This is a genomic window from Actinoplanes sp. NPDC049599 (assembly GCF_044465625.1).
In the GTDB taxonomy this organism is placed as follows: domain Bacteria; phylum Actinomycetota; class Actinomycetes; order Mycobacteriales; family Micromonosporaceae; genus Actinoplanes.
Genome location: NZ_JBITLX010000003.1, coordinates 476,475 through 502,609, shown reverse-complemented (window position 1 = coordinate 502,609; position 26,135 = coordinate 476,475). Strand labels below are relative to the sequence as shown.

General features: G+C 69.9%; 31 protein-coding genes. 5 read left to right on the top strand and 26 right to left on the bottom strand.

Features of this window, described 5'->3' with window-relative positions:
• Position 1 precedes the first annotated feature (1 nt).
• The 25 genes from ACIBQZ_RS08590 to ACIBQZ_RS08470 form a co-directional block, all read right to left on the bottom strand.
• Positions 2–766, bottom strand: a complete 765-nt coding sequence (locus ACIBQZ_RS08590; protein WP_396087844.1) for a flagellar biosynthetic protein FliR — start codon at positions 764–766, stop codon at positions 2–4.
• Positions 763–1,617 (bottom strand): flagellar type III secretion system pore protein FliP, encoded by an 855-nt coding sequence (gene fliP / locus ACIBQZ_RS08585; protein WP_396087843.1) that lies wholly within the window; start codon positions 1,615–1,617, stop codon positions 763–765. The genes ACIBQZ_RS08590 and fliP overlap by 4 nt, the downstream gene beginning before the upstream one ends.
• Position 1,618: 1 nt before the next feature.
• Positions 1,619–2,044 carry a flagellar biosynthetic protein FliO gene (gene fliO, locus ACIBQZ_RS08580; protein WP_396087841.1) on the bottom strand — a complete coding sequence of 142 codons (426 nt, stop codon included), beginning with the start codon at positions 2,042–2,044 and terminating at the stop codon, positions 1,619–1,621.
• Positions 2,045–2,047: 3 nt separating this feature from the next.
• Positions 2,048–2,797: a flagellar motor switch protein FliN gene (gene fliN / locus ACIBQZ_RS08575; RefSeq protein ID WP_396087840.1), complete on the bottom strand. Its 750-nt coding sequence runs from the start codon at positions 2,795–2,797 to the stop codon at positions 2,048–2,050.
• Positions 2,794–3,729: a flagellar motor switch protein FliM gene (locus tag ACIBQZ_RS08570; protein ID WP_396087838.1), complete on the bottom strand. Its 936-nt coding sequence runs from the start codon at positions 3,727–3,729 to the stop codon at positions 2,794–2,796. The genes fliN and ACIBQZ_RS08570 overlap by 4 nt, the downstream gene beginning before the upstream one ends.
• 109 nt (positions 3,730–3,838) lie before the next feature.
• Positions 3,839–4,306: a flagellar basal body-associated protein FliL gene (gene fliL / locus ACIBQZ_RS08565; RefSeq protein ID WP_396087837.1), complete on the bottom strand. Its 468-nt coding sequence runs from the start codon at positions 4,304–4,306 to the stop codon at positions 3,839–3,841.
• Between the two features lie 20 nt (positions 4,307–4,326).
• Positions 4,327–5,343, bottom strand: a complete 1,017-nt coding sequence (locus tag ACIBQZ_RS08560; RefSeq protein WP_396087836.1) for a flagellar motor protein MotB — start codon at positions 5,341–5,343, stop codon at positions 4,327–4,329.
• Positions 5,344–5,345: 2 nt separating this feature from the next.
• A complete protein-coding gene (locus ACIBQZ_RS08555) occupies positions 5,346–6,134 on the bottom strand; it encodes a flagellar motor protein (protein WP_396087835.1) in 789 nt (262 codons plus the stop codon).
• Entirely contained in the window at positions 6,134–6,421 is a 288-nt protein-coding gene (locus ACIBQZ_RS08550; protein ID WP_396087834.1) for a flagellar FlbD family protein, read from the bottom strand. The genes ACIBQZ_RS08555 and ACIBQZ_RS08550 overlap by 1 nt, the downstream gene beginning before the upstream one ends.
• A gap of 186 nt (positions 6,422–6,607) precedes the next feature.
• On the bottom strand, positions 6,608–7,816 hold the full coding sequence (locus ACIBQZ_RS08545; RefSeq protein WP_396087833.1) for a flagellar hook protein FlgE: 1,209 nt from the start codon (positions 7,814–7,816) through the stop codon (positions 6,608–6,610).
• Positions 7,817–7,819: 3 nt separating this feature from the next.
• Complete coding sequence (locus ACIBQZ_RS08540) at positions 7,820–8,392, bottom strand: flagellar hook assembly protein FlgD (RefSeq protein WP_396087832.1); 573 nt, start codon at positions 8,390–8,392, stop codon at positions 7,820–7,822.
• An 84-nt stretch (positions 8,393–8,476) separates the two neighbouring features.
• Positions 8,477–10,456 (bottom strand): flagellar hook-length control protein FliK, encoded by a 1,980-nt coding sequence (locus ACIBQZ_RS08535; protein WP_396087831.1) that lies wholly within the window; start codon positions 10,454–10,456, stop codon positions 8,477–8,479.
• Positions 10,457–10,487: 31 nt separating this feature from the next.
• Complete coding sequence (locus ACIBQZ_RS08530) at positions 10,488–11,447, bottom strand: transglycosylase SLT domain-containing protein (RefSeq protein WP_396087830.1); 960 nt, start codon at positions 11,445–11,447, stop codon at positions 10,488–10,490.
• Entirely contained in the window at positions 11,444–12,118 is a 675-nt protein-coding gene (locus ACIBQZ_RS08525; protein ID WP_396087829.1) for a flagellar export protein FliJ, read from the bottom strand. The genes ACIBQZ_RS08530 and ACIBQZ_RS08525 overlap by 4 nt, the downstream gene beginning before the upstream one ends.
• Before the next feature lie 90 nt (positions 12,119–12,208).
• Positions 12,209–13,516, bottom strand: a complete 1,308-nt coding sequence (locus ACIBQZ_RS08520) for a FliI/YscN family ATPase (protein ID WP_396087828.1) — start codon at positions 13,514–13,516, stop codon at positions 12,209–12,211.
• Between the two features lie 13 nt (positions 13,517–13,529).
• A complete protein-coding gene (locus ACIBQZ_RS08515) occupies positions 13,530–14,204 on the bottom strand; it encodes a FliH/SctL family protein (RefSeq protein ID WP_396087827.1) in 675 nt (224 codons plus the stop codon).
• On the bottom strand, positions 14,188–15,213 hold the full coding sequence (gene fliG / locus ACIBQZ_RS08510; protein ID WP_396087826.1) for a flagellar motor switch protein FliG: 1,026 nt from the start codon (positions 15,211–15,213) through the stop codon (positions 14,188–14,190). Before fliG ends, ACIBQZ_RS08515 begins: the two co-directional genes overlap by 17 nt.
• A 31-nt stretch (positions 15,214–15,244) precedes the next feature.
• The gene (gene fliF / locus ACIBQZ_RS08505; RefSeq protein WP_396087825.1) at positions 15,245–16,843 is read right to left on the bottom strand and encodes a flagellar basal-body MS-ring/collar protein FliF; all 1,599 of its coding nucleotides are present in this window, start codon (positions 16,841–16,843) and stop codon (positions 15,245–15,247) included.
• A 90-nt stretch (positions 16,844–16,933) separates the two neighbouring features.
• The gene (locus ACIBQZ_RS08500) at positions 16,934–17,269 is read right to left on the bottom strand and encodes a flagellar hook-basal body complex protein FliE (protein ID WP_396087824.1); all 336 of its coding nucleotides are present in this window, start codon (positions 17,267–17,269) and stop codon (positions 16,934–16,936) included.
• Between the two features lie 2 nt (positions 17,270–17,271).
• Positions 17,272–17,667 carry a flagellar basal body rod protein FlgC gene (locus ACIBQZ_RS08495; protein WP_396087823.1) on the bottom strand — a complete coding sequence of 132 codons (396 nt, stop codon included), beginning with the start codon at positions 17,665–17,667 and terminating at the stop codon, positions 17,272–17,274.
• Positions 17,668–17,672: 5 nt separating this feature from the next.
• A complete protein-coding gene (locus tag ACIBQZ_RS08490) occupies positions 17,673–18,020 on the bottom strand; it encodes a flagellar basal body rod protein FlgB (RefSeq protein WP_396087822.1) in 348 nt (115 codons plus the stop codon).
• A 188-nt stretch (positions 18,021–18,208) separates the two neighbouring features.
• Positions 18,209–18,532 carry a hypothetical protein gene (locus ACIBQZ_RS08485; protein WP_396087820.1) on the bottom strand — a complete coding sequence of 108 codons (324 nt, stop codon included), beginning with the start codon at positions 18,530–18,532 and terminating at the stop codon, positions 18,209–18,211.
• Positions 18,533–18,537: 5 nt separating this feature from the next.
• The gene (gene fliS / locus ACIBQZ_RS08480) at positions 18,538–18,930 is read right to left on the bottom strand and encodes a flagellar export chaperone FliS (RefSeq protein WP_396087819.1); all 393 of its coding nucleotides are present in this window, start codon (positions 18,928–18,930) and stop codon (positions 18,538–18,540) included.
• Positions 18,931–18,947: 17 nt separating this feature from the next.
• Positions 18,948–20,381: a flagellar filament capping protein FliD gene (gene fliD / locus ACIBQZ_RS08475; protein WP_396087818.1), complete on the bottom strand. Its 1,434-nt coding sequence runs from the start codon at positions 20,379–20,381 to the stop codon at positions 18,948–18,950.
• 122 nt (positions 20,382–20,503) lie between these two features.
• A complete protein-coding gene (locus ACIBQZ_RS08470; protein WP_396087817.1) occupies positions 20,504–21,505 on the bottom strand; it encodes a flagellin in 1,002 nt (333 codons plus the stop codon).
• Between the two features lie 88 nt (positions 21,506–21,593).
• Between ACIBQZ_RS08470 and flgN the strand changes: the two genes are divergently transcribed.
• The 5 genes from flgN (at position 21,594) to csrA (ending at position 25,144) form a co-directional block, all read left to right on the top strand.
• The gene (gene flgN, locus ACIBQZ_RS08465) at positions 21,594–22,079 is read left to right on the top strand and encodes a flagellar export chaperone FlgN (protein WP_396087816.1); all 486 of its coding nucleotides are present in this window, start codon (positions 21,594–21,596) and stop codon (positions 22,077–22,079) included.
• Positions 22,079–23,461: a flagellar hook-associated protein FlgK gene (gene flgK, locus ACIBQZ_RS08460; RefSeq protein WP_396087815.1), complete on the top strand. Its 1,383-nt coding sequence runs from the start codon at positions 22,079–22,081 to the stop codon at positions 23,459–23,461. The genes flgN and flgK overlap by 1 nt, the downstream gene beginning before the upstream one ends.
• A gap of 8 nt (positions 23,462–23,469) precedes the next feature.
• Positions 23,470–24,384, top strand: a complete 915-nt coding sequence (locus ACIBQZ_RS08455) for a flagellin (protein WP_396087814.1) — start codon at positions 23,470–23,472, stop codon at positions 24,382–24,384.
• A gap of 41 nt (positions 24,385–24,425) precedes the next feature.
• Positions 24,426–24,824 (top strand): flagellar assembly protein FliW, encoded by a 399-nt coding sequence (gene fliW, locus ACIBQZ_RS08450; RefSeq protein WP_396087813.1) that lies wholly within the window; start codon positions 24,426–24,428, stop codon positions 24,822–24,824.
• 68 nt (positions 24,825–24,892) lie between these two features.
• On the top strand, positions 24,893–25,144 hold the full coding sequence (gene csrA / locus ACIBQZ_RS08445) for a carbon storage regulator CsrA (protein ID WP_396087812.1): 252 nt from the start codon (positions 24,893–24,895) through the stop codon (positions 25,142–25,144).
• A gap of 67 nt (positions 25,145–25,211) precedes the next feature.
• Here csrA and ACIBQZ_RS08440 read toward each other — a convergent pair whose 3' ends face one another.
• Complete coding sequence (locus ACIBQZ_RS08440; protein WP_396087810.1) at positions 25,212–26,051, bottom strand: peptidoglycan DD-metalloendopeptidase family protein; 840 nt, start codon at positions 26,049–26,051, stop codon at positions 25,212–25,214.
• Between the last annotated feature and the right edge of the window lie 84 nt (positions 26,052–26,135).

Here is a 26,135-nt window from a genome sequence, read left to right as displayed (position 1 = left end):
ATCACCCCCCGCTCAGCCGGACGACCGCGGTGACGGCCTTGTCGACCAGGGTTTCGAGCGCCCGGGGCAGGATCGCGATCGCGGTGCCGGACAGCGTCAGGAGCAGGAAGATCTTCGCCGGGAAGCCCAGCTGGAACGCGTTCAGCGCCGGCGCCACCCGGTTGAGCAGGCCGAACGCCACGTCGGTGAGGAACAGCACGGCGATCAACGGGCCGGCGATCTGCACCGCGGCCACCACCATCTCGCCGATGCCGCTGGTCAGCAGCTTGCTCAGGGTCTCCAGCGAGAAGGTCGCATCCAGCGGCAGCGTCCGGTACGACTGCAGGAACCCCCGCAGGATCAGCTGGTGTCCCTCACTGGCGAACAGCAGCGTCGCCGCGACCAGGTTGTAGAAGCGCCCGAAGACCGAGCTCTGGTTCATCGACAGCGGGTCGTAGGCGGCGGCCAGGGTGAAACCGCCGAAGACGTCCAGCAGGTCGCCGGCCGCCTGGATCGCGGCGAAGAAGAGGTACGTGATGAAGCCCAGTGCCGCCCCCACGAAGACCTGCATGATCGTGCTGACGATGATCGCCGAGGTCTGCACCGAGGGCACCGAGGCGGTCAGGTAGGGCGCCATCGGCAGTGCCAGCCCGATCGAGAGCAGCACCTTGATCTGGCCCGGGATCAGCCGCGAGTTGAACGGCGGGCAGAGCATCAGCCACGCGCCGGCCCGGGCCGCGCCGAGCATGATCGCGACCAGCTCCGAGATCGGCAGGTCGAAGTTCATTGATACGAGCCGACCAGCGCAGTGATGATCAGCCCCCACCCGTTCACCAGCACGAACAGCAGCAGCTTGAACGGCATCGCCACGGTCACCGGCGGCAGCATCATCATGCCCAGGCTCATCAGCGAGGCGGAGACGACCATGTCGATGATCAGGAACGGGATGAAGATGACAAACCCGATGATGAACGCCGCCCGCAGCTCGGACAGCACAAACGCCGGAATCAGCGTGGTCAGCTCGACATCGTCGGGGTTCGCCGGCTTCTCCTGGCCGGACACCTTGATCAGCAGGGCCAGCTCGTCCTCACGGGTGCTCTTGAGCATGAACTCGCGCAGCGGCTGCACGCCCTCGTTGAAGGCCTGCGACTGGGTCTTGTCGCCGGCCAGGTAGGGCTGCACGCCCACCTCGTTCACCTGCGTCACCACCGGGCTCATGATGAACAGGCTGATGAACAGCGCCAGCCCGGCCAGCACCTGGTTGGGCGGCAGGCTGGTCAGGCCCAGCGCGTTGCGGGTGATGCCGAGCACCATGAACACCTTGGTGAAGCAGGTGCACAGCAGCAGCGCCGCCGGGGCGACCGAGAGCAGGGTCAGGCCCAGCACGATCACCAGCGAGGAGGCCGGTTTGCTGCCGTCGGGATTCGTACCGTTGATGTTGAAGTTGATGCTGCCGCCGCCGCTCGGGGACACCGTCGGGGCGACCGGGGCCGTCGGCCCGGGCGCCCGGGGCAGCTCGTAGCGGACCGCGACCGCGGCCGGCTCCGGGATCGGCTGCGGGGGCGCGGCCTGCGCCGCGGCGGCCGGCACCAGCGCGCTCAGCGCGAAGAAAAGGATCAGCAGGGTACGCCGCAGCATGTCAGCGCCTCGTCGTCCGGTCGCGGAGGAAGTCCAGGGTCGAGCCCCAGGTCCGCGGCGACAGCAGGGATCCGTCCAGCTTGCCGCCGTGGTGCGGCAGCACCGTCGGGTGCATCGCCGGGAGCGCGGTGCCGGTCTCGGCCCGCGGGTCGTGCCTGGCCGGGTGCGGCTCGGCCTCGAACGCCCCCAGGTCGGTCTCGCCCAGCAGGCTGACCTGGGTGTCGGTGACCCCGAGGATCAGCGCCCGGCCGGCGACCTGGACGACCGCCACCGACGAGCCGCGGCTCAGCGACTGCCGGTTGAGCACCGAGAGGGTGCCCGAACCGCGCCGGCCCACGCCCCCGCGCCGCGCCACCCGGGCCAGTCCCCACATCAGGCCGAAGACGACCAGCAGCGAGAAGGCGATCCGCAGCACGAGTTCGAACAAGGGTTACTCCCGTTCGCTGCCGGGAGAGACGATCTCGGTGATCCGGATGCCGAAGTTCTCGTCGATGACGACCACCTCGCCGCGCGCGATCAACCGGCCGTTGACCAGCAGGTCGGCCGGGCTGCCGGCGGCCCGGTCCAGCTCCACGATCGCGCCCGGGATCAGCGACAGCAGCTCCCGCACGCTCATCCGGGTGCGGCCCAGCTCGGCCGAGACCTCCATCTCGACGTCGTGCAGCATGTCCAGCCCGCCCCGCATGGGCGCGGCGCCCTCGCCGCGCCGGGCCACCCCGCCGGGCGCCGCGCCGGACGGCCACGGCGCCAGCGCCAGCGCGATCACCGCCCGGATGTCACCGCCGTCCAGCAGCGGGACCGCGACGGCGCCGTCCTTGGCGGCGATCGCGCTCAGCGCCACCCCCGGTTCCATGAGCTGTCCGGGGTCGAGCACCACCGGGCCGAACGCGCGGGCCGCGGCCTCCAGCGCCGGCCGGACGGCCGCGGTCAGGTCCAGCTCGCCGAGCGGGCTCTCCTTCAGCGCGTCGGCCAGGTCCTGCCCGACCACCACGACGACCTCGCCGGTGGCCGCGCCGCTGAACTTCGCGGTGACCGCCTGCCCGGTGGTCAGCATGTCGGCGCTCGCGGTCACGGGCGCGCCGACCAGCAGTTCCCGGCTCGTCGGCAGCACGGCCAGGGCCGCCTCGGCGGCGGTCCGGACCAGCGCGAGCTGCGGGTCGGTGATCGTGGGCGCGGTCATCGGCGCTTTTCCTCCTTGGGCGACGGCACGACGAGGCAGGCGAGCCGGGCACCCTGGTTACCGGGCACTGCATGTGCGAAAACGGTCTCGTTGACGGTGACCTCAAGCGGCACGCTGGTCGGATGGGCGAGCGGCACGACATCACCGGGCAATAGATCCACGATGTCATCGGTACGCATCCGAATGGGCTGGAATCGGACAGCTACGTCAATCGGCGCCGCGGAAAGTCCGGCCGTGAGCTTGCGCAGCGAGGTGTCGCGCACCAACCGCTCGGCCGCGGTGAGCTCGATGGTCTCCTGCTTCTCCAGCACCGGCAGGATGGTGGCGAACGGCAGGCAGATGCTGGCCACGCACTCCTCGGTGCCGATCTTCATCTCGAACGAGGCGATCACCACCGCGTCGCCCGGCTGATGGGCGCGCAGGAACTGGGCGTTGTACTCGATCTCCTTGAGCTTCGGCGAGATGTCCACCAGCTGCTCGAAGCCGTACCGCAGCTCGCCGAGCATCCGCTCCATCAGCCCGCGCAGCAGCGGCATCTCGACCTCGGTGAGCGGGCGCTCCGGCTGGGCCCCGCCGGGGCCGCCGAGCATGTGGTCGATAGCGGTCATCACCGCGGAGGAGGAGACCTCCACCAGCACCGTGCCGGGCAGCGGGTCGATGGACACCACCGCGATCACCGTGGGATTGGCCAGCGAGGAGATGTACTCGTCGTAGTTCAGCTGCTCGATCGAGACCAGCGAGACGCTGCTGACCACGCGCAGCCGGGTGGTGAACAGCGTGCCGCAGCTGCGGGCGTACGTCTCGAAGGCGATCTGCAACGTCCGGATGTGGTCCCGGGAAAGCTTGATCGGCTTGCGGAAGTCGTACGTCGTGGGCCCGGTGTTGCCGCGCCGGGACATCTTGCCGGGGGATCGGGTCGGAGACGTGGTCACGTCGTCCTCATCGGCTCGGTTCCGGAACCGCTGAGCCGCAGAGCGTGCTTTGTCGCCAGTTACGCGAAATGGGCAGATCCGCACTCGGCGGACCTGCCCATCCCCTCGGTTACTGGGTGACGAAGGAGGTGAAGTAGAGCCCCATCACCAGGTGCTTGTCGTCGACGTTGTACGCCTTCTCGATCTTCTCGAGCAGCTCCGCCTTGGCCTTGAGCCGGCCCTTCTCGGTCTCCAGCTCGGCGATCTCCATCCCGGTGTACTGGTCGATCGCCAGATCGATCGCCTCGGCGGTGTCGATCTCCTCCTCGCCGGCCTCCTCGGTCATCTGCATGGCGAAGCCGAGCTTGAGGTAGTGCGCGTCGGCCAGGTTGATGGTCATGGTCCCGTCGATCCCGATGACCGCGCCCTTGACCAGCTTCACCTCCGCGGCCTCGGCCGCGTCGCCCTTGAAGAACATGAAGTACGCGCCGGTGCCGCCACCGCCGAGCAGCACCACGGCGAGGATGATGATCATCAGCAGCTTCTTGGACTTCTTCTTCGGCGCATCCGCCGTAGCTTCCTTGTTGTCCTTGCTCATCGGAACTCCTCCTGTCGTGGTCAGTCGTGCGCTGGGGCGGTGGACCCGGTGGTTGATTCGGTTGTGCCGGCCGCTGCTTTAGCCTCGGCCGCCGCCTGTTCGGTGGTAGTTCCGGTGTGCAGCTTCGCGTCGTCACCCGCGGCGGCCGGCAACAGCGCGGCCTGCTCGGGGGTGAGCTGGGTGAGCACCACGACGTCCACCCGGCGGTTCATGGTCACCGCACGCGGGTCCTTCGGGTCGATCAGCGGCTTGGTGTCGGAGAAGCCCACCGCGGTCATCCGCTTCTTGGCCAGGCCGTGGTTGATCAGGTAGCGCACGGTGGTCGAGGCTCGCGCCGCGGACAGCTCCCAGCCGCTCGGGTAGAACGAGGTGGTCGCCTTGAGCTGGTTGGTGTTGCCGTCGACCTCGATGTTGTTCGGCAGCTTGGCCAGCGGCGGCGCGATGGTGTCGAGGATCTTCTTGCCGCCGGGACGCAGCTCGGCCCGGTTGCCGGCGAAGACGACCTCGTTGGTGATGACGGTGACCACCAGGCCGCGTTCGGTGACGGTGAACTTGACCTGGTTGAGCAGCTTGGCGGCGGCGAGCGCGTCGGCGATCTTTTTCTCGACCTCCTTGAGGTTCTCCACCTCCTTGGTCGCCGCCTTGGCGTTAGCCGACGCCTCCTTGCGGCTGGCGGCCAGGACAGCCCGGGCCACCGCCTCCTTCTGTTCCTTGGTCATGTCATCGGTGCCGGTGCTGCCGTCGCCCGGGTTGGTGCCCGGGTCGATCGGTACGACGTTGGTGCTCTGGCCGGCGCCCTCGAGGTTCGAGACGTTGCCGGTCATCGCGACGCTCTGCGCGCCGAAACCCTCGGAGAGGCCGGCCGCCAGCTCGTTGAACTTCTTCTGGTCCACGCTGCTCATCGAGTACAGCACCACGAACAGGACGAACAGCAGCGTCAACATGTCGGCGTACGACACGAGCCAGCGCTCGTGGTTGACGTGCTCCTCGTGCTCCTCGTGCCCACCCTTCTTCCGGCGTCCGCCTCCGCTGCTCACGGTTACGCTGCCTTCTTGCCGGCCGCGGCCTCGGCGGCCTTGGCGACACCCGGCGGGAGCAGGCTGCGCAGCTTCTGCGCGACCAGCCGCGGGTTGGAGCCGGCCTGGATGGCCAGCACCCCGTCGATGACCAGCTCCATCTCCTCGGCCTCGATGCCGGAGAGCCGGTCCAGCCGGGACGCGATGGGCAGGAAGATCAGGTTGGCGGAGAGCACACCCCAGAGCGTGGCGACGAACGCCGCGGCGATGGAGTGCCCGAGCGACTCCGGCTTGTCGAGGTTCTCGAGCACGTGCACCAGGCCCATGACCGTGCCGATGATGCCGATGGTCGGGGCGTAGCCGCCCATGTTCTCGAAGACCTTCTTGCCGGCCTTGTCGGCCTTCTTCTTGGCGCCGACCTCCGCGTGCAGGATGTCGTGCAGCTCCTCGGGGTCCGTACCGTCGATGGCCAGCTGCAGGCCACGCTTCAGGAACGGGTGCTCCACGGTCTTGACCGCGTCCTCGAGGGCCAGCAGGCCCTCGCGGCGGGCCCGCTCGGCGAGCTTGACGATGTCGTCCACCAGCACGTTCGGCGGGGTGACCTTCGGCAGGAACGCCTTCTTCAGCAGCCCGCCGATGCCCATCGCGTCCTTGAGCACGCCGCCGGCCATGGCGGCACAGAACGCACCGCCGAAGACCAGCAGCATCGACGGGATCAGGATGATCGACGCCGGGTGACCGCCCTCCAGGATCTGGACGGTGAAGACGATGATCAGTGCTACGACTACACCAACGATGGTGGCGATGTCCATCAGCGGTCCTTCCGGTGCAGCTGCAGCACGTTCGTCGCAGCGGTCTGGTCGTCGGCGGGGCCGGGCTCGGCCAGCAGGGCCGGCTCAGCCTCGATGCGGCTCGCCTGGGCGATCAGCGAGGCGCGGTAGTGGCGCACCGAGTCGATGAACTCGGGCACGGATTCGGCAATGACGTACTTGGTGCCGTCCACCAGCGTGATGACCGTGTCGGGTGTGCAGTCGGCACGCTCGACCAGGTCGGGGTTGAGGGCGAACACGGCTCCGTTGAGGCGAGTTACGAGAATCACGACATCCGTCCTTGGGGCGTCTCTTGGCTGGTGGGCCGTCCGTGGCCCGTCATCGTTCAGTTCGGCGTGCGGGCGGTTGCTGATGAGCGCGACCCGGTCGCTATCCGGGTGCGAGCTACCCCGGATAGAGCGAAGCCGGGGCGGCCACAGGGGCCGTCCCGGCTTGCGCGCCGGTGCTGCTGGCTACTAGCGCTTCAGGTTGACGAGTTCCTGGAGGATCTCGTCGGAGGTGGTGATGATCCGGCTGTTGGCCTGGAAGCCACGCTGGGCGATGACCAGGTTGGTGAACTCCTGCGCCAGGTCGACGTTCGACATCTCCAGGGCGCCGCTGGTGATCAGGCCGAGGCCCGCCGAGCCGGCGGAGCCGACCTGGGCCAGGCCGGAGTTCACCGTGCTGCGGAACATCGAGTCGCCGATCTTCTCCAGGCCGTTGACGTTGTTGAAGTTGGCCAGCGCCAGCTGGCCCAGGCTCTGCTTGAGACCGTTGGAGAAGACACCCACGATCTGCCCGGTGTTCGACACCGTGTACGAGCTCAGGATGCCCGCGCCGGAACCGTCCGAGGCGCTCACCCGGGCCTCGGTGTTGCCGCTGTAGTGGGTGATGTCGCTGATGTCGACGGCGAGCCCGTCCAGCGTGATGCTGGTCAAGGGGAGGCCGCCGCCGTCCACCGGCTTGCCGTTGGCGAAGGTGATCGCGACCGTGGAGCTGCCGGGCGCGGGCGTCGTGGCGGTCCATTCGCTGGCGCCGGTCTTGGTCATCGTCACGTTCAGCGAGCTGGAGGTGCCGTTGACGTCGATCACCGGGATGGGGATCACCTTGGAGCTACCGGGCAGCACACCGGTGGCGTCGACCGGCGCCTCGAACGACAGGTTGCCGGTCAGCGTGAAGCTGGTGGTGGCCTCGGGCGCCAGGCTGATGCCGATCGGCAGCTTGATGTTGCCCGGCGCGCCGGCCGTGTTGACCGTCCCGTCCGGGTCGGCGCCCCAGCCCTGCACGATCTGGCCGTTCGGGGTGGTCAGCGAGCCGTTGGCGTCGAAGGTGAACGAGCCGGCTCGGGTGTAGACGGTCTCGCCGCCGCTCTTGGTGATGAAGAAGCCGTCACCCTGGATCATCATGTCGCCGGACTTGCCGGTAGTCTGCGCCGCGCCCTGGCTGAAGTTCGCGTTGACGCTGGCCGTGCGCACACCCAGGCCGACCTGGGCGGGGTTGGTGCCACCCGCGCCGTTCTGCGGGGCGCCGGCCGCGTTGACCATCTGCGAGAGCGTGTCCTGGAAGACCGTCTGGCTGGACTTGTATCCGGTGGTGTTGACGTTGGCGATGTTGTTTCCGGTGACGTCCATCATCTGCTGGTGCGCGCGCAGGCCGCTGATGCCGGAGAAGAGAGAACGCAGCATAGGTCAGTTGTCCTTCGTGGTAGCGGAATCATCGGAGGTGGAGGCGGGCGTCGTCGTTGCCGGCGGCGTGGTGGCCGCCGGTGCCGTCGACGGCGTCGTGGCCGTCTGCCCGGTGGTTGTCGCTGGTCCGGTTGCGGTTTGCTGGACTTCCGTGACCTTGGACAGCTGCACATCCGTGTTCCCGACCACGAGCGTCGGTTCGCTGTCTCCGTTGAGCTTCGTCTTGGTGACGACGCCCGTCTGGGTCATGCCGTTCGCGTCCTGATAGGTGACCGTGCGGCCGACCAGCGCGCTCGCGCCGATCAGCTGCTGGGCCTGCATCATGTCGGCGATCTGGCCGAGCTTCTCGACCTGGGTGAACTGCGCGGTCTGCGCCAGGAACTGGGTCGAGTCGGCCGGGTTGCTGGGGTCCTGGTACTTGAGCTGCGCCACCAGCAGCTTCAGGAACGTGTCCTGGTCGGCGACGGACTTGCTGGCGCCGGCGTCGGTGCTGGTCTTGTTCGTGTAGATCGACGTCGCGGTCGCGTTCTTCGCGTCGAATTCCCTGCTGACGTTTCCGCCGATCGGTGACGACATGAACAAGTCCTCCTGAGTTCGAGTCGGTGACCCTCGCCCTCAGTTTCGGCGGGTTCACCGATTCGCTTAGGGCCTGTTTTCCGCTCAGGCCTGGATGTCGAGCCGGCTGTTACCGGTGGTGCGGGCGGGGCTGGGCGGGGCCGGCACCGGCGCGTCCGGCTCGCCGTCGCCGCGGCCGTTCCCGCCCCGGTTGCCGCCCTGGTTGCCCATGAACGCGAACTGCTGGCGGGCCTGGTCCTGCGGGTTGCCCTGGCGCAGATCCAGCGAGGTGTTCGAGAAACCGGACTGCTGGAGCTCGCGGCGCAGGTCGTCGAGGGCGTTGCGGAGCGACTCGTGGCCGGCGTCGGTCGAGCTGGACAGCCGCACGTTGATCTCACCGTTGCGGATCTCGGCGATGACCTGGACCGGGCCGAGGTCGGCCGGGTGCAGGTTGACCGTGAGCCGGTGCACCCCGTCGGCGTCCAGGCGCAGCGGCACGATCCGGGTGGCGAGCTGGGTGGCCAGCGGGCTGGGCGGGGCCGGTGCGGGCGGGGGCGCGTCGGCGACCGGGGCGGTCGGCGCGCTCGGCGCGGGTGCGGCGACACCGCCGACGCCGAACGGCGTTTCCGTGCCCGGCGCCGGGGTGGTGGTCGGCGGCGCGAACGGCGTGCCGGTGCCCGGCTGTTGTCCGGCCGAGCCCTGGCCGGTGGTGTCGCCGCCGGTGCTCGCGCTCTGGTCCGCGAGGGTGGGGGCCTCGGTCGTGGCGGGCGTGGGTTCGGCCTGGTCGGTGGCGGTGGTGGCGGGGCTTTCCGGGAGAGCGGCGGCGGTCGCTTCCGGTGTGACGGGCGCGGGAGCCGGTGTCGGGGTGGCCGCGGCGGCAGGGGCGGCGTCGGAAGCGGGCGCCGCCGGGGCCGGGGCGGCGGCGTCGCCGGAGACCTGCGTGGTGCCGGCCTCCACCGGAACCCCAGGCGCGGCCACCGCAGTCGGCGCGGCCACCGCAGTCGGCGCGGCCACCGCAGTCGGCGCGGCCACCGCAGTCGGCGCGGCCACCGCAGTCGGCGCGGCCGTCGCAGTCGGCACGGCCGCCGCAGTCGGCGCGGCTGTCTCGGCTGTCGCGGTCGGCGCGGTCGGCGCAGCTGGAGTGGTCGGCGTGGTCGCGATCGGCTCAGCGGGTGTGGCGGCAGCGGTTGACGGGGTGGCGACGGCTGGCGCGGCGGTGTCGGATGGCGCGGCGGTGTCGGCCGGCGCGGCGGCCGCTGTCGCGGTCGGTGCTGCCGGTGCTGCCGGGGCGGCTTGCTGGACCGGCGGGGCGGGCGCGGCAGGCTGGGCCGGGGCGTCGGTCAGCGGTACAGGGACGGCGGACGGTGCCGGGGCAACGGGTGTGGCGGAACCGCTCTGCGGGGCCGGCGGGGTCTCGGCGGCGACATCCGCCTGGAATGCGGCGCCCGTGACGGTCAGCGCGGCGCCCGCGTCGAGCACCGGTGCGGCGGCGGCCGGGGCCGGAGCGGCCACTGTGGCCGGAGCGGCGGAAGTGACAGTCGGCTCCGGGGTGGTCAGGACCGGGCCGACGGCTGCCATCGCCGCCTGGAAGGGCAGCAGGACGACCGGCGCGGCCTCGGCGGGTTCGGACTCCTCGACGACCGGCTCGTCGGTCTCCGCGACCACCTTCGCCGCAGCGGTCCCGGCCGTTTCCGGGCGCGGGGACGCGGAGGTCTGCGGCTGCGCGACCCGCTGCTCGGCGGTGCGGCTCTGCAGGACCCGGTGCTGTCCGGTCCGGCCCGGGGCCGCGCGGTTCTGCAGCCGGGCGTCGACCGAGCGGGATTCACCCGGCCCGGACTCCTCCCGGCTCGCGGCGGCCGAACGGTGCAGCGCCGCCTGGTCGTGCGCCCGCTGCTGCGCGGTCCGGCTCTGCGTGGCCTGCTGCCGTTGCCGGTCCGCGCGCTGGGCCTGGTCGGCGGCGCCCCGGTCCAGCTCGGCGGAGAGCGCCGATCCGAAGGCCTCCGCGCCCTCGCCGGGCCGGGCAGCCGTACGGCGCCCGGCTTCGGTCGTCGGCCTGCGGTCAGGCCCGGTCACGGAGCTCGTCATGCGGCGGTTCCCCTCGTCGTGTGTGCGCGGCTCAACCGAGCGCGGCCAGTGCCTTCTGGACCTTGGGCACGTACGCCTGGGTCTCGGCGAACGGCGGGATGCCGCCGTACTTGTGCACGCTGCCGCCGCCGGCGTTGTACGCGGCCAGCGCCAGCGGCAGCGACTTGAACTCCTTGAGGTGACTGGAGAGCAGCTTCGCCGCGCCGTTGATCGCCTGCTGCGGGTCGAACGAGTTGGCGACGCCCAGCCCCCGGGCGGTGGCCGGCATGAGCTGCATCAGGCCCTGGGCGCCGGCCTTGCTGACCGCCCTCGGGTTGTACCCCGACTCGACCTTGGCGACCGCGGCGAGCAGCTTCGGCGACACGTCGTACTTGGCGCCGGCCTTGAGGAACATGTCCGCGTACGGGACGCCGGCCAGCGACGTGGAGTTCTGCAGGCTGGCCGGGCGCACCGCCGCGGCCGCCGCGGCGCCGGTGGCGGAGCGGGCGGTGAGGTCGGTGAGGTCGGTGTTGATGACGCGGCGGATGTGCGTGGGTGTCTCGTACACCGATTGGATCTTGACCTGGTCGCCGGGCTTCGGCGCCGCGATCATCTTGTTGTCGCCCAGGTAGATCGCTACGTGGTCGACGGGCCGGTCGAAGGCGAGGATGTCGCCGGGCCTGGCGTTGCGCAGGCCGTCGACCCGGGTGCCGGCCTGTGCCTGCTCCCGCGAGCTGCGCGGCAGGTCGATGCCCAGGTCCTGGTACACCTTCTGGACCAGCCCGGAGCAGTCCACCCCGGTGGCCGGATCGGTGCCACCGAACTTGTACGGCGTACCGAGGTATTTCCTGGCGGCCTCGACCACCGACTGGCCGGTGACCGCCGGGCTGCCCTTGGCGCCCGTGGCGGCGGAGAGCGCCGTCGCGAAGGCGGCATCCGGCGCGGCCGGGGTCAGTCCGAGCTGCGACTTGAGCTCGGAGATCCGGGACATGACTCCCTGGACACCGATCATGCGCGGCTCCCGTCGTCGGTGTGGTCCTCGTTCTCGACTTCGGCGGGTTCGGCGTTGCGCTTAGCGGCAAGTGTGAGCGGGGCCCGGGCGGCGGCGATGGCCGCATCGGCGTCGGTCAGGTTGACGGTGTGCCGCTGGGCGGCGACCGAGTTCGCGGTCTCCCGGGCCACGTCCTCCCGGTCGGCGGCGGTGCCCTTGCCGTGCCGCAGCGTCAGGGCCCGCTCCTCGCTGACCGCGTCGATGCCCCGGGCGGCGTTGCGGGCCTTCGCCGTCACGGCCATCTCGTCGACGGCGAGCTGCTCGATCTTCAGGTCGTGCGCCTTGACGGTCTCGGCGTGCCGTTCGGCCATCAGCTCCACCGCCCGGCGCCGCTTCGCCGCGTCGGCCAGCTCGGCCTGCTTCTCCCGGCCCAGCTCCTCGGCGTCGGCGACCATCCGGTGCGCGCCGGAGATGGTGGCCGCCATCGACTGCCGGGCCACCATCGACGCGACCATCGCCCGCGCGGTCCCCTCGGTCGGCGCGTCCGCGCCGGCCAGGTCCAGCTGGCGCCGCTTGACCAGCGCCTGCGCCTCCCGGATCTCCTGGCGGGACTGGTGGACGGCGCCCTTGGCGGCGTCCTCCTGAGCCTTGCGGGCCCGCAGGACGGGACCGAGCCGGAACAGGCGATTCACAGGACCTCCCGATACGTCGAGGTGCACCCTCACCAGACCCCGTCGGCCCGGTGCCCGCCCGGCTGAGCACCTGCACCCGAGCTGCAACCGTCAGGAGGCGGCGATGACCTGCCGCAGTGCCTGCCACGCCTCGGGCGCGCTGACCTTCTCGTCCAGCCCCTGGCGCAGGAAGGCGGTGATCAGCGGCCAGACCGCGGTGGCCCGGTCGGCGTCCGGGTTGGTGCCGGGCACGTACGCGCCGATCTCGACCAGCTCGCGGACGTCGCGGTGCGCGGCCAGCAGCCGGCGCAGCTCCGCCGCGTCCTGCTTCTGCTCCGGGGTGGTGATCTTGTTGGCCACCCGGGAGATCGAGTCGAGCGCCTGGATGCTCGGGAAGTGGCCGGCCGTGGCGAGCTTGCGGTCGAGCACGATGTGCCCGTCCAGGATCGAGCGGGCCGCGTCGGCGATCGGCTCGTTGTGGTCGTCACCCTCGACCAGCACGGTGTAGAGGCCGGTGATGCTGCCCCGGGCGCCGGGGCCGGCGCGCTCCAGCAGCGAGGCGAGCATCGCGAAGACCGACGGGGGATAGCCCCGGGTGGCCGGCGGCTCGCCGACCGACAGGCCGACCTCGCGCTGGGCCATCGCCGCGCGGGTCACGCTGTCCATCATCAGCAGCACGTCGCCGCCCTCGTCGCGGAAGTACTCGGCGATCCGGGTGGCCACCGCGCCGGCCCGGAGCCGGACCAGCGGCGGGGTGTCCGAGGTGGCGACCACCACCACCGAGCGGGCCAGCCCCTCCGGGCCGAGGTCGTGCTCGATGAACTCGCGGACCTCCCGGCCCCGCTCGCCGACCAGGGCGACGACGTTGAGCTCGGCGGTGGTGCCACGGGTGATCATGGACATCAGCGTGGACTTGCCGACGCCCGAGCCGGCGAAGATGCCGATGCGCTGGCCGCGGCCGCACGGCACGAGGGTGTCGAGGACCCGGATGCCCAGCGGCATCGGCGCGTCGACCAGCTGGCGTTCCATCGCCGACGGCGGCGCCGCGTCGATGCCGACCAGCTCGCCCAGCAGCGGCGGGCCGCCATCCATCGGCCGGCCCAGGCCGTCCAGGATGCGCCCGCGCAGGTCCGGGCCGACCGCGACGCGCAGCGGGCCGCCGGTGGAGACCACCGGGCTGCCGGCGCTCATGCCGGCGATCGGGCCGAGCGGCAGGCAGGAGAGGCGGTCCCCGTCGATCGCGGCGACCTCGGCGAACACGGCCTCGTCGCCCTCGCCGATCCGCACCAGCTCACCGACCCGCGCCTCCAGCCCGCCGACGGTGACCCGCAGGCCGACCGCCCCGGTGACTTTGCCCCGGCTCTGCGGCTGTGCCGCGCTCAGGGCGGCGTTGATGCGGTTGCGGAAGACGTCGGTCACCCGTGGGAGTCCTTCACAGTCTCAGTGCGGCCCGCGCTCTCGCCACGGCGGTGGCGATGGAGGCGTCGACGGTTGTGGTGCCGGTCTCGGCCACCGCGTCGCCGGGGTGCAGCGCCGGGTCGGGCCGCAGGTGCACCGGCCGGCCCTCGTAGTTGTAGTCGGCGTCGGTTGCCGTGCCGACGAGATTGCGGAAATCGTCGGGATGCAGGCTCACCACGATGTCGCCCTGCTCGGGCGCGGCGTTCATGGCCCGGCGCAGCGCGGCCGCGGCCCGGCCCTCCGGGTCGTCCATGGCCCGGCCGACGATCGCCTCGGCCAGCTCGAACGCGTGCGCCAGCACCGCCTCCTGCAGCTCGTGCAGGGTGGGCATCATCTGGGTCTCCAGGTTGGTCACGGCCCGGCCGAGCGCGTTGATCGCGCTGGCCAGTGCGGCCGCGCGCCGCTGGTCGTGGGCCTGCTGCACGGCCCGGGCCCGCTCCGCGGCCGCCTCGGCCTGGAGCGCCGCGGCCCGCTGGCCCTGCGCCCAGCCCTCGGCATAACCGGTGGTACGGGCCTCCCGCTTGGCCCGCTCGACCGGTTCGCTGTCCGCGGGTACGCCGCGCCGCAGGTCCACGGCGAAGCGGGCCGCAGTGGCCGCCTCGGCGACGCTGCCGCGCAGCACCGGACCGTCCTCAGGCGATGAGCTCATCGACCTCGCCACCACGCTGGATCTCGATCTGGCCGGAGTCCTCCAGGGCGCGGATCACCGCGACGATCTTGGTCTGCGCCTCCTCGACCATCTTGACCTTGACCGGGCCCATCAGGTCGATCTCCTCCAGCAGGTTCTCCCGGCCCCGCTCGGAGAGGTTCTTGGTGACCTTGTCGCGGACCTCCTCCGCCACGCCCTTGAGCGCGGTGGCGAGGTCGGAGGGCTCGACCTGGCGCAGCACCAGCTGCACCGAGCGGTCGTCGAGGTTGACGATGTCCTCGAACATGAACATCCGCCGGCGGATCTCCTCGGCGATCTCCGGGTTGCGCGCCTCCAGGGCCTCCAGGATGAGGCGCTCGGTGGTGCGGTCGGCCCGGTTGATGATGTCGACCAGCGGGTCGAGGCCGCCGACCGTGGACAGCTCGTCCGGCTGCAGCACGGTGGAGAGCTTGCGCTGCAGGGCCAGCTCCACCTGCCGGATCACGTCCGGTGAGGTGCGGTCCATGACCGCGATCCGGTGCGCGACGTCCGACTGCACCTCGGGCGCCAGCCCGGACAGGATCGAGCTGGCCAGCGCCGACGGGATGTGCGCCAGCACCAGCGCGATCGTCTGCGGGTGCTCGTACTGCACGTACGACAGCAGCTGCCGGGGGTCGGCGTGGCTGAGGAAGTTGAACGGCATGTCGGTCATCGAGGCCTGCAGCCGGTCCAGGATCAGCTGCGCGCGTTCGGTGCCCAGGGACGCCTCGAGCAGCTCGCGCGCGTACGCCATGCCGCCGGTGCCGGCGTGCTTGGTCGTGGCCAGGGCGTAGAACTCGTCGATGACGTCGCCGACGACCTCCGGCTCCAGCTTGCCGAGCCGGGCGATCTCGGCCGAGATCTCCTCGACCTCGTTCTCCTTCATGTTGGCGAGCACCCGGGTGGAGTACTCCTTGCCCATCCGCACCAGCAGGATGGCGGCTTTGCGCAGGCCGGTCATCGACGTCGTGCTCAGCGCGGGGGTGGTCAAAGCGGTTCCTCCTTGAACCTAGGGGGAGAGATCACCGGGAGGCGCCGAGCCAGCCGCGCAGCAGGGCGGCCATCTCCTCGGGCTGGTCCTCGACCATTTGCTCGATCTCGCGCTGCCGCTCCTCGAGGGCCTCCAGGTCGGAGTTGGCGGCCTCGATCGCCGCCGACGGGATGGCCGCGTTGAGCTGGGCCAGGCGCTGCTGCTCGAGCGCGGACTGCATGTCCTCGAGGTGCCTGAGCTCGGCGGGGGTCAGCGCCTTGCGCTTCTTCGACCGCCGGCTCGCCCGCCAGGCCAGGAAGATCAGGATCAGCACCACCAGGACCATCCCCGCGGTCTTGTACAGCGAGGTCTGCTTGGCGGACTGCTCGGCGAGGGCGGACGCGGCCAGCGCGTCCTGGGCGGCGGTGGCGGCGCTGGTGTCGAACGGCATGGCGCTCACCGCGATGGTGTCGCCGCGGGTCGCGTCGATCCCGGCCGCGGCGCTGACCAGCGACTGCACGTCGGCGGAGTTGACCGCGCCGGCGGTGGTGCTGTCCAGCAGGACGGCCACGTTGAGCTTCTTGATGCTGCCCGGGGCGCTCTTCCGGGCCTCGGTGGTCTTGTTGACGGCGTTGTTGCGCACGTTGCTGCTGTTCTCGTACTGGCCGGTGCCGGCGGTGCCCGTGCCGTTCGGCACCTGGATGTTGTCCGGGCCGAGCACGCCACCCTGGCCGGTGCCGTTGCCGTTGTAGGCCTCGCGGCTGATGCTCTCCGACAGCGCGGCGACCGACGGGTCCGAGGTGTAGCTCTCGGTGGTCGTCTCGGTCTGGTCGTAGTCCAGCTCAGCGGTGGTGGTCACCACGGCGTGGCCGGGGCCGACGACGCTGTCGAGCATGTTCTGCAGCGAGGCGTTGAGGCGGTTCTGGAAGGCGACGGTCTGCGACTCCGTGCCGCTGTCGCCGCCGGTGGCGATCGCGGCGCCGCCGCCGGTGGACAGGATCTTGCCGTCGGCGCCGGCCACGGTGACCTGCTCCGGCGCGAGGCCCTCGACGCTCGACGCGACGAGGTGCACGATCGCCTGCACCTGCTGGTTGGAGAGCGGGTTGTTGGCCGAGGACTTCACCAGCACGGAGGCGGTGGTCTTGTTCTGGTCGTCGGCGAAGACGTCCTTCTGCGGCATCACCAGGCGCACGGTGGCCGCCTCGACGCCGTCGATCGACTTGATGGTGGAGGCGATCTCGCCCTCGAGCGCGCGCTGGTAGTTCGTGTGCTGCATGAAGTCGCTGGTGGTGATCCCCTGCTGGTCCAGCAGCGAGTAGCCGGTGTCCGACTCGCCGGGCAGGCCCTCGCCGCTGAGCTGCAGCCGCAGGTCGTAGACCTCGTCCTTGGGCACCAGGATGGTGCTGCCGCCGTTGGTCAGCTCGTACGACGTGCCGGTCTTCTGCAGCGACTCGACGATCGCGCTGGCGTCCTTGCTCGACAGGTTGCTGAACAGGGCGGAGTACGACGGCTTCGCGGCCCAGGTGGCGAAGAAGTAACCGCCGATGAGCAGGGCGAGCACGGCGGCGACGGTGACGACCTTCTGTCCCGGGGTGAAGGACTTGAAGGAGTCACCGACCTTGCGTACGGGCGCGGGGAGTCGGTCCGTCATGCTGTGCCTTCCTTTGACATGCCTTCCTGGCCCTCGCCTGCGAGGCCGTCGTCAGGTCCGGCTGGGTGCCGCTCGGTGCAGTCGGTCATGTCAGGCCTGCATCCTCATGATCTCCTGGAAGGCCTCCACGGCCTTGTTGCGGATCGCCATGGTCAGCTGCAGTCCCAGGGCGGCCTCGGTGGAGGCCATCGTGTACTGGGCGGGGTCCTGCAGCGTGCCGTTGGCGACCTGCACGGCCAGGTCGGAGGCCTTGGACTGGGAGGCCTGCACGCTCTCCAGGCCCCTGGACAGCATCCCGGCGAAGTCGGTGTTCGGTCCGCTGACGGTGGCGGCCTTGGCCGCACCCGCGATGCCGTCGACGCCGGAGATGCCGCTGACCGCGCTCAGGCCGCTGATCGCGCCGAGCGCGCCGATCGGAGACGTCATGGTCACGCCCTCCCGAGCTGGATGGCGGCGCTGTAGGACTCGCGCGCCCGGTCGACGACCGAGAGGTTCGCCTGGTATGCCCGCTGGGCCATCATCAGCTGGGCCATCTGGCTGCCCAGGTCGATGTCCGGCCGGCGCACGTAGCCCTCGGTGTCGGCCATCGGATTGTCCGGCTCGTACGCCAGCACACCCTCGGCGCTGCCGTACGCGATGCCGCCCACCTGCGCGCCGTTGCCGTCCTGCGCCTCCTGGGCCACGACGTAGCGGGCCTGGAAGGCGTTGTCGGACGTCTTGCTGACGTTGTCCATGTTGGCGATGTTGTCGGAGACCGCGTCCAGCCACTTGCGGTAGACCGTGACGCCGCTGGCGGCTGTCCCGATCGCGTTGAAGGTGCTCATCTACCTCACGCCCCCTTGATCGCGTCGCGGATCAGTCCGTACTTGCCGTCGAGGGCGCGCAGGGTGAGCTGGTAGCGCATCGTCGTGTCGATGTGCGACAGCGTCTCCTCGTCGAGGTTGACGTTGCTGCCGTTCAGGCGCGTCGGCTCCAGCGAGTTCTGCACGCTCGGCGAGACCGTCGAGGGCGACTGACCGTGAGCGACGGCGCTGCTCAGCGCCTCCTCGAACTTGACCTTACGAGCCTGGTAGCCGGGGGTCTCGATATTGGAGATGTTGTTGGCGATGGCGTTCTGGCGGGCGGACAAGCCGGCCACTGCGACGCGGAGCGAGGACGAGGCGACGTCGTCGAACACGGCAGTTCCCTTCATGCTCGTTCGGGTGCCCGTCCTTGGCGATCGGTCCGAGCAATCCGTTGCTCGTACCCTCCGATTCGGCCCGTCGGCCGATCCGCTGAGTCCCAAACGGTTGCTGGTGGGTTGCACGCAAGAACCCGAGACCCCTGCGTGCGGGTCCCGGGTCCGGTGCGGCTGGTACGAGTGGGTCAGATGGCACAGTCGATGTACGTGGGGACACCCTTGCCGGAGGTGCCCACCTCCACCCGGGAGGCGAAAGCCGTCTGCCGCCGGTTGGCGGTGATCGCCATGGCCGCCGCCTTCGCCGCCTCGAGCTGACGGGTCAGGATGAAGTCGGCCCGGGGCCGCAGGTCCAACGGGATGGGGCCGACCCCCGGCGGCGGCGCCCACGGGGTCGCGCCCGGCAGCTCCTGGCTGCGGTGCTCCTCGGTGATCATCCGCTCGACGGTCTCGACGTCGGCCTCGAGCTCGTCCAGCGCCGCGATCCACACTTGCCGCCACTCGTCGGCCATCGGGGTCACCCCTCGGCGGCCGCGACGGCAAGCGCCGCCTCACGCCAGGTGTCGCGCAGCGGCTCCATCAGCCCCAGCACCGCCTTCACCTTCGCCGCGTCGCCGTGCACGTTGGCGTTGACCAGCTCGGTCTCGACGAAGGCGTACAGCGCGGCCAGGCCGGCGGCGCCGTCCCAGACGTCCAGGTTCAGCGAGACGTGCAGCTCGGTGACGATGTCCTGGGCGTGCTTGAGGTGGGTGTTGGCCTCGGCCCGGTCGCCGGCCAGCAGCGCCTGCTCGCCGCGGTTGAGGTCCAGGACCAGCCGGTCGAAGAGCATCAGCAGCAGCTTGACCGGCGAGGCGGTCGAGACCGAGTCGGTGATGTAGCGCGCGCGCATGGCCGGTGAAGGTGTGGTCATGAAGAGACTCGCTCCGCTCATCCGAGGCCGGCGAGCTGACTCGCCAGCCAGGAGGACTGTTGCTGCATCTTGCCCATGGCGACCTCAAGGGCCGAGAACTGCTTCTGCAGGTTCGTCTTGCGGAGCTCCAGCCGGGTGTCCCACTGGGCGACCTGGTCGTTGAGGCCCCGGATGTTGTCGTTGCGGCGCTGGATCAGGCCCTGGAGGATGCCCTCCCGGACCCGCGCGGGGTTCGCGGGGTCGACGACGCCCTTGGTGGCGATCAGCGCCACGGTCTCCAGCTTGCGGGAGAGGCCGACAGCCTGGTCGTAGCCCGGGTCGAACTTCCCGTTGCCGGTGGTGTCGGTGTAGTGGTTGAAGTACTTCTCGGTGGCGGCCGGGTCCTTCGCGTACGTCTTGAGGAATTCTTCCTTGTTGAACGTCAGCTTGCCGTAGCGGTCGACGCCGATGTTGACCGCGTTGAAGCTCGCGGCCCCGTTCGAGCCCAGCCCGGGGGCGCCGCCGGAGATGGCGCCGATGATGTCCTGGGTGAGCTTGCGCATCGCGCTGTCACCGACCAGCGTGCCGGCCCCGGTGTCGCCAGACTTGACCTTGCTCTGCCCGGCGATCTCGGACAGCGCCACGTTGGCGTTGTCGATCAGGGCCTGCACCTTGGCGGCGATGCCCTCGCCGTCGGGCGTCATCTCGACCGTGATCGCCGGATCCGCCGCGGCGGTCACCTTGGCGGCGGTGATGGTGACGCCGGGGAGCACGTCGGTGAAGGTGTTGGAGCCGGAGGTGAGCTCGAACTGGCCGTTCGGGCCGTCCACCGTCAGCTTGGCGTCGACCGGGGCGAGGGTGATGTTCCCGGTGCCCAGGCTCAGGCCGGTCGGCCCGGCGACAGCGTTGACCTTGTCCGCGCCTGCCGTGCCGCTCTCCTTGGCGGTGAGCTGCAGCGTGTACTGGCCCGGTCCGACCATCACCGCCGAGGCCTTGTACGGCAGGTTGGATTCGCCGTTGATCGCGGCGATCACCGACTGGAGCGAGCTGCCGGAAGCCGTGAGCTGCTTCGGGGTGCCGTCGCTGAGCGTCACGTCGAAGGTGGTGCCGGCCATGACCGGCGTGGAGATCGAGGCGACCGTGGTGTCGTAGGTCTGCTTCTGTGCCACCGCGAGCTGGTCGACGCGGAAGCTCAGGGAGCCGACGGTGCCACCGGGCAGGGCGGTGACGACGGCACCGTCCGAGCTGGAGGTGGCCTTCATCGTGGTCCACGCGTCGGGGTCGTTCAGAGCACTCGCGGCCGTGGCGATGCTCGCCATCCGGGTGCTGATGCTCTGGTACGCGGTCACCACCTTGCCGGCGGTGGTGATCTTCGTCTTGAGGGCTGCCTGGGGGGCCGCTTCGATCTTCATGAGCTGGTTGATGGTGTCCGTGGTGCTCATGCCGGTCACGAGGCCGTCGACGCTGGCCATGGGGGCTCCCTCCGTCTGTGGATCAGTTACGGGGACGGGCGGCCGGCGATGACGCCGACCGCCCGTCTATTCGGTTGTCTATGCCTTGGCCTGAGCCATTCGGCGATTTGTCACGGTGCCGATCAGCGCAGGAGGGAAAGCACGCCCTGCTGCGACTGGTTGGCCTGGGACAGCATCGAGGTGCCGGCCTGGGTCAGGATCTGAGATCGGGTGAAGGACATCATTTCCTGCGCCATGTCGGTGTCACGGATCCGGCTCTCGGAAGCCGACAGGTTCTCGATCGCGACGTTCTGGCTGTTGATCGTGTGCTCGAACCGGTTCTGCGACGCACCGAGCGACGCCCGGGCGGTCGAGATGGCCTCGATCTGGGTGTCGATCGACGTGATGGCCGCCTGGGAGGCGGTCGCGTCGGTGAAGTCCAGGGTGCCGAGGTTGGTCACGACCGTGGTGAGGTTGGCCGAGGTCAGATCCACCTGGATCTGGCTGTTGGCGTCGCCGTCCGCCCCGACCTGGAAGGTCATGACGCCGGCGGCACCCGCGGTGCCGTCGAGCAGCTTCGTGCCGTTGAAGTTGGTCGAGGCGCCGATCCGGGTCAGTTCCCCGGTGAGGCTGTCGACCTCGGTCTTGATGTTGGCCCGAGCCTCGGTGTTGTTCGAGTCGTTACCCGCCTGCACACCCAGGTCACGCATACGCTGGAGGATCGAGTGAACCTCGTTCAGCGCACCTTCAGCGGTCTGCACCACCGAAACACCATCCTGCGCGTTGCGGACGGCGACCTTGAGGCCACCGACCTGGCTGCGCAGGCCCTCGCTGATCGCCAGACCCGCGGCGTCGTCGGCGGCCCGGTTGATCCGGAAACCCGACGACAGCTTCTCCAGCGACTTCGACATCTGGTTGTCGGAGACCGAGAGGCTGCGGTAGGCGTTCTGGGCAGCGATGTTCTGGTTGATACGAAGACCCATTTGAATTTCCTCCTTGAGTGGGGTCTGACCGGCCCATCCGTGAGCCGTTTTGCTTACGCCATCAGAGATCGGTCGGCCCCGGTCCGTCCTGAGAAGTATTCGAAGTTTCTTCGCGGTTGTTGCCGGCGCCCGGAATCCGGCTGCCACCCGTTTGGCAACCAAAAGGAGCCCAACTCCTCAGGCGGGCCCGAACGGTGCCGACGGTTCCGGTGAAGCGGGGGGATGTCCTCCAGCGGAGACGGAGGAGCCGGTGAGCCTGACCGACCTGTCCAGCGTCCTGTGGCGCGCACGGGAGCTGTTGGAGCTGCTGTTGTTCAAGCTGGAGGAGGAGCAGTTGCTGCTCGCCTCCAACCGATCCCGCTGGCTTGCCCACGCCACCAGAGAGGTAGAGGTCGTGCTGGATCAGATTCGTCAGACCGAAGTGGCGCGGGCCGCGTACGCCCAGGCCGTCGCGCTGGAGCTGGGACTGGACGTGGAAGCGTCGCTGGGCCAGCTGGCCGACGCGGCGCCGGCGCCCTGGTCCGACCTGTTGCACCAGCACCGCAAGGCCTTCCTGACACTCACCTCGGAGATCGGTGCCATGGCGGAGGCGAACCGGGACCTGCTCACCGCGGGTCAGCGGGCGGCTCGCGAAACCATGCTCGCGTTCGCCGGAACCGTGGAAACCTATAGCCCGCAGGGCAAAACCGTCAGCGGCGGCGTGCGCCGCCCCAGCCTGGTGGACGAGGCGATCTGATGGCCAGCAGTTTCGGTGGCATCAACACGGCGCTGACCGCGCTCTACGCGCAGCGGCGTGGCCTGGACGTGACCGGCCAGAACATCGCGAACGCCAACACCGAGGGATACACCCGGCAGCGCGTCGACATGCAGGCCCAGGTCGGCTCGATGTCGCCGGCCATGTACGCCAGGACGGACGGCCTCGGCACCGGCGTCTCGGTCTCCGCCGTGCAGCGGCTGAAGGACGAGTACCTGGAGAACCGCGGCCGCGCGGAGCACGGCACCAACGCGTACCTGGCCAGCCAGAGCGCGACCTACACCACGATCGAGGACGCCTTCGCCGAGCCCAGCGACACCGCGCTCGCCGCACAGATGCGCGACATGTGGGGCAGCTGGAACGACGTGGCGAACAACCCGCAGCTCGCCGCGCCGCGCTCCGCGCTCATCCAGCAGAGCGCGACGGTGGCGAGTCAGTTCAACTCCGCCCACGACGCGCTGTCCCGGCAGTGGGAGCAGAACCGCACCCAGACAGAGGTGCACGTCGACGAGATCAACGTCGCGGCCCGGTCGATCGCGCAGCTCAACGACAGCATCATCCAGGCGAACGGCGCCGGGGTGCCGGTCAACGAGCTGGAGGACCGTCGCGACCTGCTGGCCATGCGGCTCGCCGAGCTCACCGGCGCCACCGCGGCGAAGCGGGAGAACGGCGGCATGGACGTCTTCATTAACGGCGCGACCGTGGTGACCGGCACGACGACCCGCGAGGTGGAGTTCACCGGCGCGGCCCGGCTGGAGGACCAGACCGCCGACCCGGTGGCTCTGCGCTGGAAGGACAACGGCGGCAAGATCGAGGCCGGCGGCACCATCGGCGCGGTGGTCGACACCATGTCGAAGATCATTCCGGGCCTGTCGGACCAGCTCGACTCGGTGGCCAAGAACCTGATCGACCGGGTCAACGCCGAGCACGTCAAGGGCGTCAGCGCCGACGGCAGCACCAACCTCAACTTCTTCGCCGGCACCACGGCCGGTTCCATCAAGGTCCTGATCAGGGACCCGGACCAGGTCGCCGTCTCGGCCACCGCCGGCACCCGGGACAACTCCGTCGCCGACGCGATCGCCGACATCGGCGAACTGGCCGGCGGCCCGGACCGCGAGTACCAGAACATGATCGGCCAGCTCGGCGTCATCTCGCAGGCCACCACGCGCCGTTCCGAGATCCAGGGCGTGGTGGCCGAGCAGGTCGACGCGGCCCGCGAGTCGCAGTCCGGGGTCAATCTCGATGAGGAGATGACCAACCTGCTCACCTATCAGCGCGGCTACGAGGCCGCTTCCCGGGTGCTGACCACAATCGATTCGATGCTCGACCAGCTCATCAACCGTACGGGCCTGGTCGGAAGGTAGGTAGTCAGATGGTCAGCGGCAGAATCACCGAGAGCAGCATCCACACCCGGGTGCTGGCCAATCTGCAACGCAATCTCGCCAAGGGTGCGAAGATCCAGGAACAGTTGTCCAGCGGTAAACAGCTCAACCGCCCGTCGGATTCGCCGGCCGGGACGGTCTCCGCCCTGCAATTGCGCAGTGAATCGCTGACCAGTCAGCAATACACCCGCAATGCCGAGGACGGCATGGGCTGGCTGAGCACGCTGGAGGACACGCTGGCCAGTTCGTCGACGCTGACGAACCGGGCCCGCGATCTGACCGTGCAGGCGCTGAACATGAACTCCAACGGCGCGCTCGCCGGCGAGGCGCTGGCCGCGGAGATCGACCAGCTCCGGGACACCCTGATCTCCCAGGCCAACACCCGTTACCTGGACCGGCCCGTGTTCGGCGGCAACACCACCGACCCGGTGGCCTACGACAAGGACGGGGTGTTCACCGGCAACGCGTACGACCCGTCGCAGGTGGCCACCACGAGCGTATCGCGCACCGTCGGCTCGGGCACCAAGGTGCGCGTCGACCTGACCGGCACCGAGGCGTACGGCGACGACACCAACGGTCTTTTCAAGGTGCTGAAAGACCTTTCCGCCAGCATCCGAGCCGGTGACCGCGACCAACTCTCGACCGATCTGGGCCGGCTGGACAAAGCCAGTGATCAGCTGAAATCGGCAGTTTCTGAGATCGGCTCACGATACAATCGGATTGCGCAGATGAAGACATCCGCGCAGGACCGCCTGTTGTCCGTGACGTCGCAGTTGTCTGACATCGAGGACATCGATCTGCCGAAGACCATCATGGACATGCAGCTCCAGCAGACCTCGTATCAGGCCGCCTTGGCCGCCACGGCCAAGGTTATTCAACCGTCGCTCATCGATTTCCTGAGGTGACCATGACTACTCGCACCGCGTCCCGACCGATGGGGGCATCCGTGACCGACATCGAGCAGGACATGCCGATCATCGACATGGCTGTGCCCATGCCCGGCTTCCCCGCGCACCAGCAGTTCGTTCTCGTCCGGCTGAACGACCAGGGCCTGCTCTACGCGTTCACCTCAGTCAAGGATCCGGGTCTCCGCTTCCTGGTGGCGCCGCCGGAGCCGTTCTTCCCGGACTACGCGCCGGAGATCGAGAACGAGGTCTTCGCCGCGCTGAACACCAAGGACCCGGACCGCCTGCTGGTGATGGTGGTCATCACGGCCGGCATGAACGAGACCACGGCCAACCTGCTGGCGCCGATCATCGTCGACCGGGACAGCCGGCGGGCCATGCAGGTGGTGCTCAACGACAGCAACATGCCGGTCCGCGCGATCATGCGCAGCACCTTCTGAGCCGGCTCGACTGAGCCCAGCCGGCCGAAACCGGTGTCCTGTCCACGGATGGAGAAGGGGCAGCCACGATGCTCGTGCTGACCAGGAGGGCCGGCGAGAGCGTGATGATCGGCGACGACGTCGTCGTGACCGTGCTCGAGACGCGCGGTGACGTCGTCCGGCTCGGCATCAAGGCTCCGCGCAGCGTCCAGGTGCACCGCGAAGAGGTGTATCAGGAGCTGCAGGCGGCCAACCGCGAGGCGGCGTCGCCGGACGAGGACGCGGTCCGCGCCGTGACCGAGATGTTGCGCCCGTCGGCCGTCGAGCCGCCGGGCGTCTGACCCTCCGAAGTGGTACCGACCTGGGCCGGCTCCCTGCGGGAGTCCGGCCCGTTGGCCTGCGCCGCCCTCACCCGATGGGCAGGCCCCGGGCCGTGAGGAAGGCGATCGGGCTGATCGCGTTCTCCCGGGTCGCCGGTACGCCCGCGTGCACCTCGAAGTGCAGGTGCGGGCCGGACGACGAGCCGGACGTGCCCACGTGACCGAGGATCGTGCCGCGGGACACGACCTGGCCCACGGTGACCACGGGCCGCCGGACCAGGTGGCAATACCTGGTGATCACGTTGCCCTCGTGCTGGACCTCGACGTACCAGCCGCAGCCGCTCAGCGTGGGCTTGCCGTCCACATCGCAGCTGCCCTTCGAGACGTTGCAGACCACCCGGACGACCGTGCCGGCCGACGCCGCGCGGATCGGGGTGTTGCGGCTCGCGGCGAGGTCGACGCCGTCGTGGGCCGGGCGTCCGACGGTGCGGAAGCCACTGATCAGCCCGGCGGTCACCGGAAGCATCCAGGCGCCCGGCACGGCCGGTAGCGGCGTCGCCGAGGCGCACTTGGGGATCGCGGAGTCGGCACGCCGGACGAACGCGTCGGAGACGTAGCTGTTGTCGGCCAATCGGTCCCAGTAGCCGGTGTTCGTGACGGTCCCGCTGACGAACTGCCCGGCGACCCGGCAGACGATCGAGACGGTCGAGCCGTTCCGGAGGGTGCCGGTCCGGGCGCTGCCCGCGGAGGGGGCGCTGCGCGCGTTGAGCGGCGTGCCGCCGGTGACGACCGTGCCGGTGCCGGCGACCCTGGCGACGGTGCCGGCCGCGGCCGCGGCCGCGGGGACGGTGCTGAGGGTCAGGGCGCTGCCGACGGTGCCGGCGGCGAGCAGGGCGAGAGCGGTGCGCGGATGTCGGCGTTTCAGCACGGGATTCCTTCCGGGGCGTACGCGGTCGCGTACCCGTCCAGGACAGGCTGCCGAGCACCGGATGCCGGGCCCGGTGCGCCGGGA

Excerpts from the sequence above, each read along its gene's own strand:
- ACIBQZ_RS08495 (WP_396087823.1), bottom strand. The coding sequence starts at position 17,667 with ATGAGCACCTTCAACGCGATCGGGACAGCCGCCAGCGGCGTCACGGTC.
- csrA (WP_396087812.1), top strand. The coding sequence starts at position 24,893 with ATGCTCGTGCTGACCAGGAGGGCCGGCGAGAGCGTGATGATCGGCGAC.
- fliD (WP_396087818.1), bottom strand. The coding sequence starts at position 20,381 with ATGGCCAGCGTCGACGGCCTCGTGACCGGCATGAGCACCACGGACACC.
- ACIBQZ_RS08555 (WP_396087835.1), bottom strand. The coding sequence starts at position 6,134 with ATGGACATCGCCACCATCGTTGGTGTAGTCGTAGCACTGATCATCGTC.
- ACIBQZ_RS08485 (WP_396087820.1), bottom strand. The coding sequence starts at position 18,532 with ATGGCCGACGAGTGGCGGCAAGTGTGGATCGCGGCGCTGGACGAGCTC.
- ACIBQZ_RS08500 (WP_396087824.1), bottom strand. The coding sequence starts at position 17,269 with ATGACGTCTCCGATCGGCGCGCTCGGCGCGATCAGCGGCCTGAGCGCG.
- fliP (WP_396087843.1), bottom strand. The coding sequence starts at position 1,617 with ATGCTGCGGCGTACCCTGCTGATCCTTTTCTTCGCGCTGAGCGCGCTG.
- ACIBQZ_RS08540 (WP_396087832.1), bottom strand. The coding sequence starts at position 8,392 with ATGTCGTCACCGATCGGCGGAAACGTCAGCAGGGAATTCGACGCGAAG.
- ACIBQZ_RS08515 (WP_396087827.1), bottom strand. The coding sequence starts at position 14,204 with ATGAGCTCATCGCCTGAGGACGGTCCGGTGCTGCGCGGCAGCGTCGCC.
- ACIBQZ_RS08590 (WP_396087844.1), bottom strand. The coding sequence starts at position 766 with ATGAACTTCGACCTGCCGATCTCGGAGCTGGTCGCGATCATGCTCGGC.
- fliL (WP_396087837.1), bottom strand. The coding sequence starts at position 4,306 with ATGAGCAAGGACAACAAGGAAGCTACGGCGGATGCGCCGAAGAAGAAG.
- ACIBQZ_RS08545 (WP_396087833.1), bottom strand. The coding sequence starts at position 7,816 with ATGCTGCGTTCTCTCTTCTCCGGCATCAGCGGCCTGCGCGCGCACCAG.
- ACIBQZ_RS08455 (WP_396087814.1), top strand. The coding sequence starts at position 23,470 with ATGGTCAGCGGCAGAATCACCGAGAGCAGCATCCACACCCGGGTGCTG.
- fliF (WP_396087825.1), bottom strand. The coding sequence starts at position 16,843 with ATGACGGACCGACTCCCCGCGCCCGTACGCAAGGTCGGTGACTCCTTC.
- flgK (WP_396087815.1), top strand. The coding sequence starts at position 22,079 with ATGGCCAGCAGTTTCGGTGGCATCAACACGGCGCTGACCGCGCTCTAC.
- fliN (WP_396087840.1), bottom strand. The coding sequence starts at position 2,797 with ATGACCGCGCCCACGATCACCGACCCGCAGCTCGCGCTGGTCCGGACC.
- fliS (WP_396087819.1), bottom strand. The coding sequence starts at position 18,930 with ATGACCACACCTTCACCGGCCATGCGCGCGCGCTACATCACCGACTCG.
- ACIBQZ_RS08535 (WP_396087831.1), bottom strand. The coding sequence starts at position 10,456 with ATGACGAGCTCCGTGACCGGGCCTGACCGCAGGCCGACGACCGAAGCC.
- ACIBQZ_RS08530 (WP_396087830.1), bottom strand. The coding sequence starts at position 11,447 with ATGATCGGTGTCCAGGGAGTCATGTCCCGGATCTCCGAGCTCAAGTCG.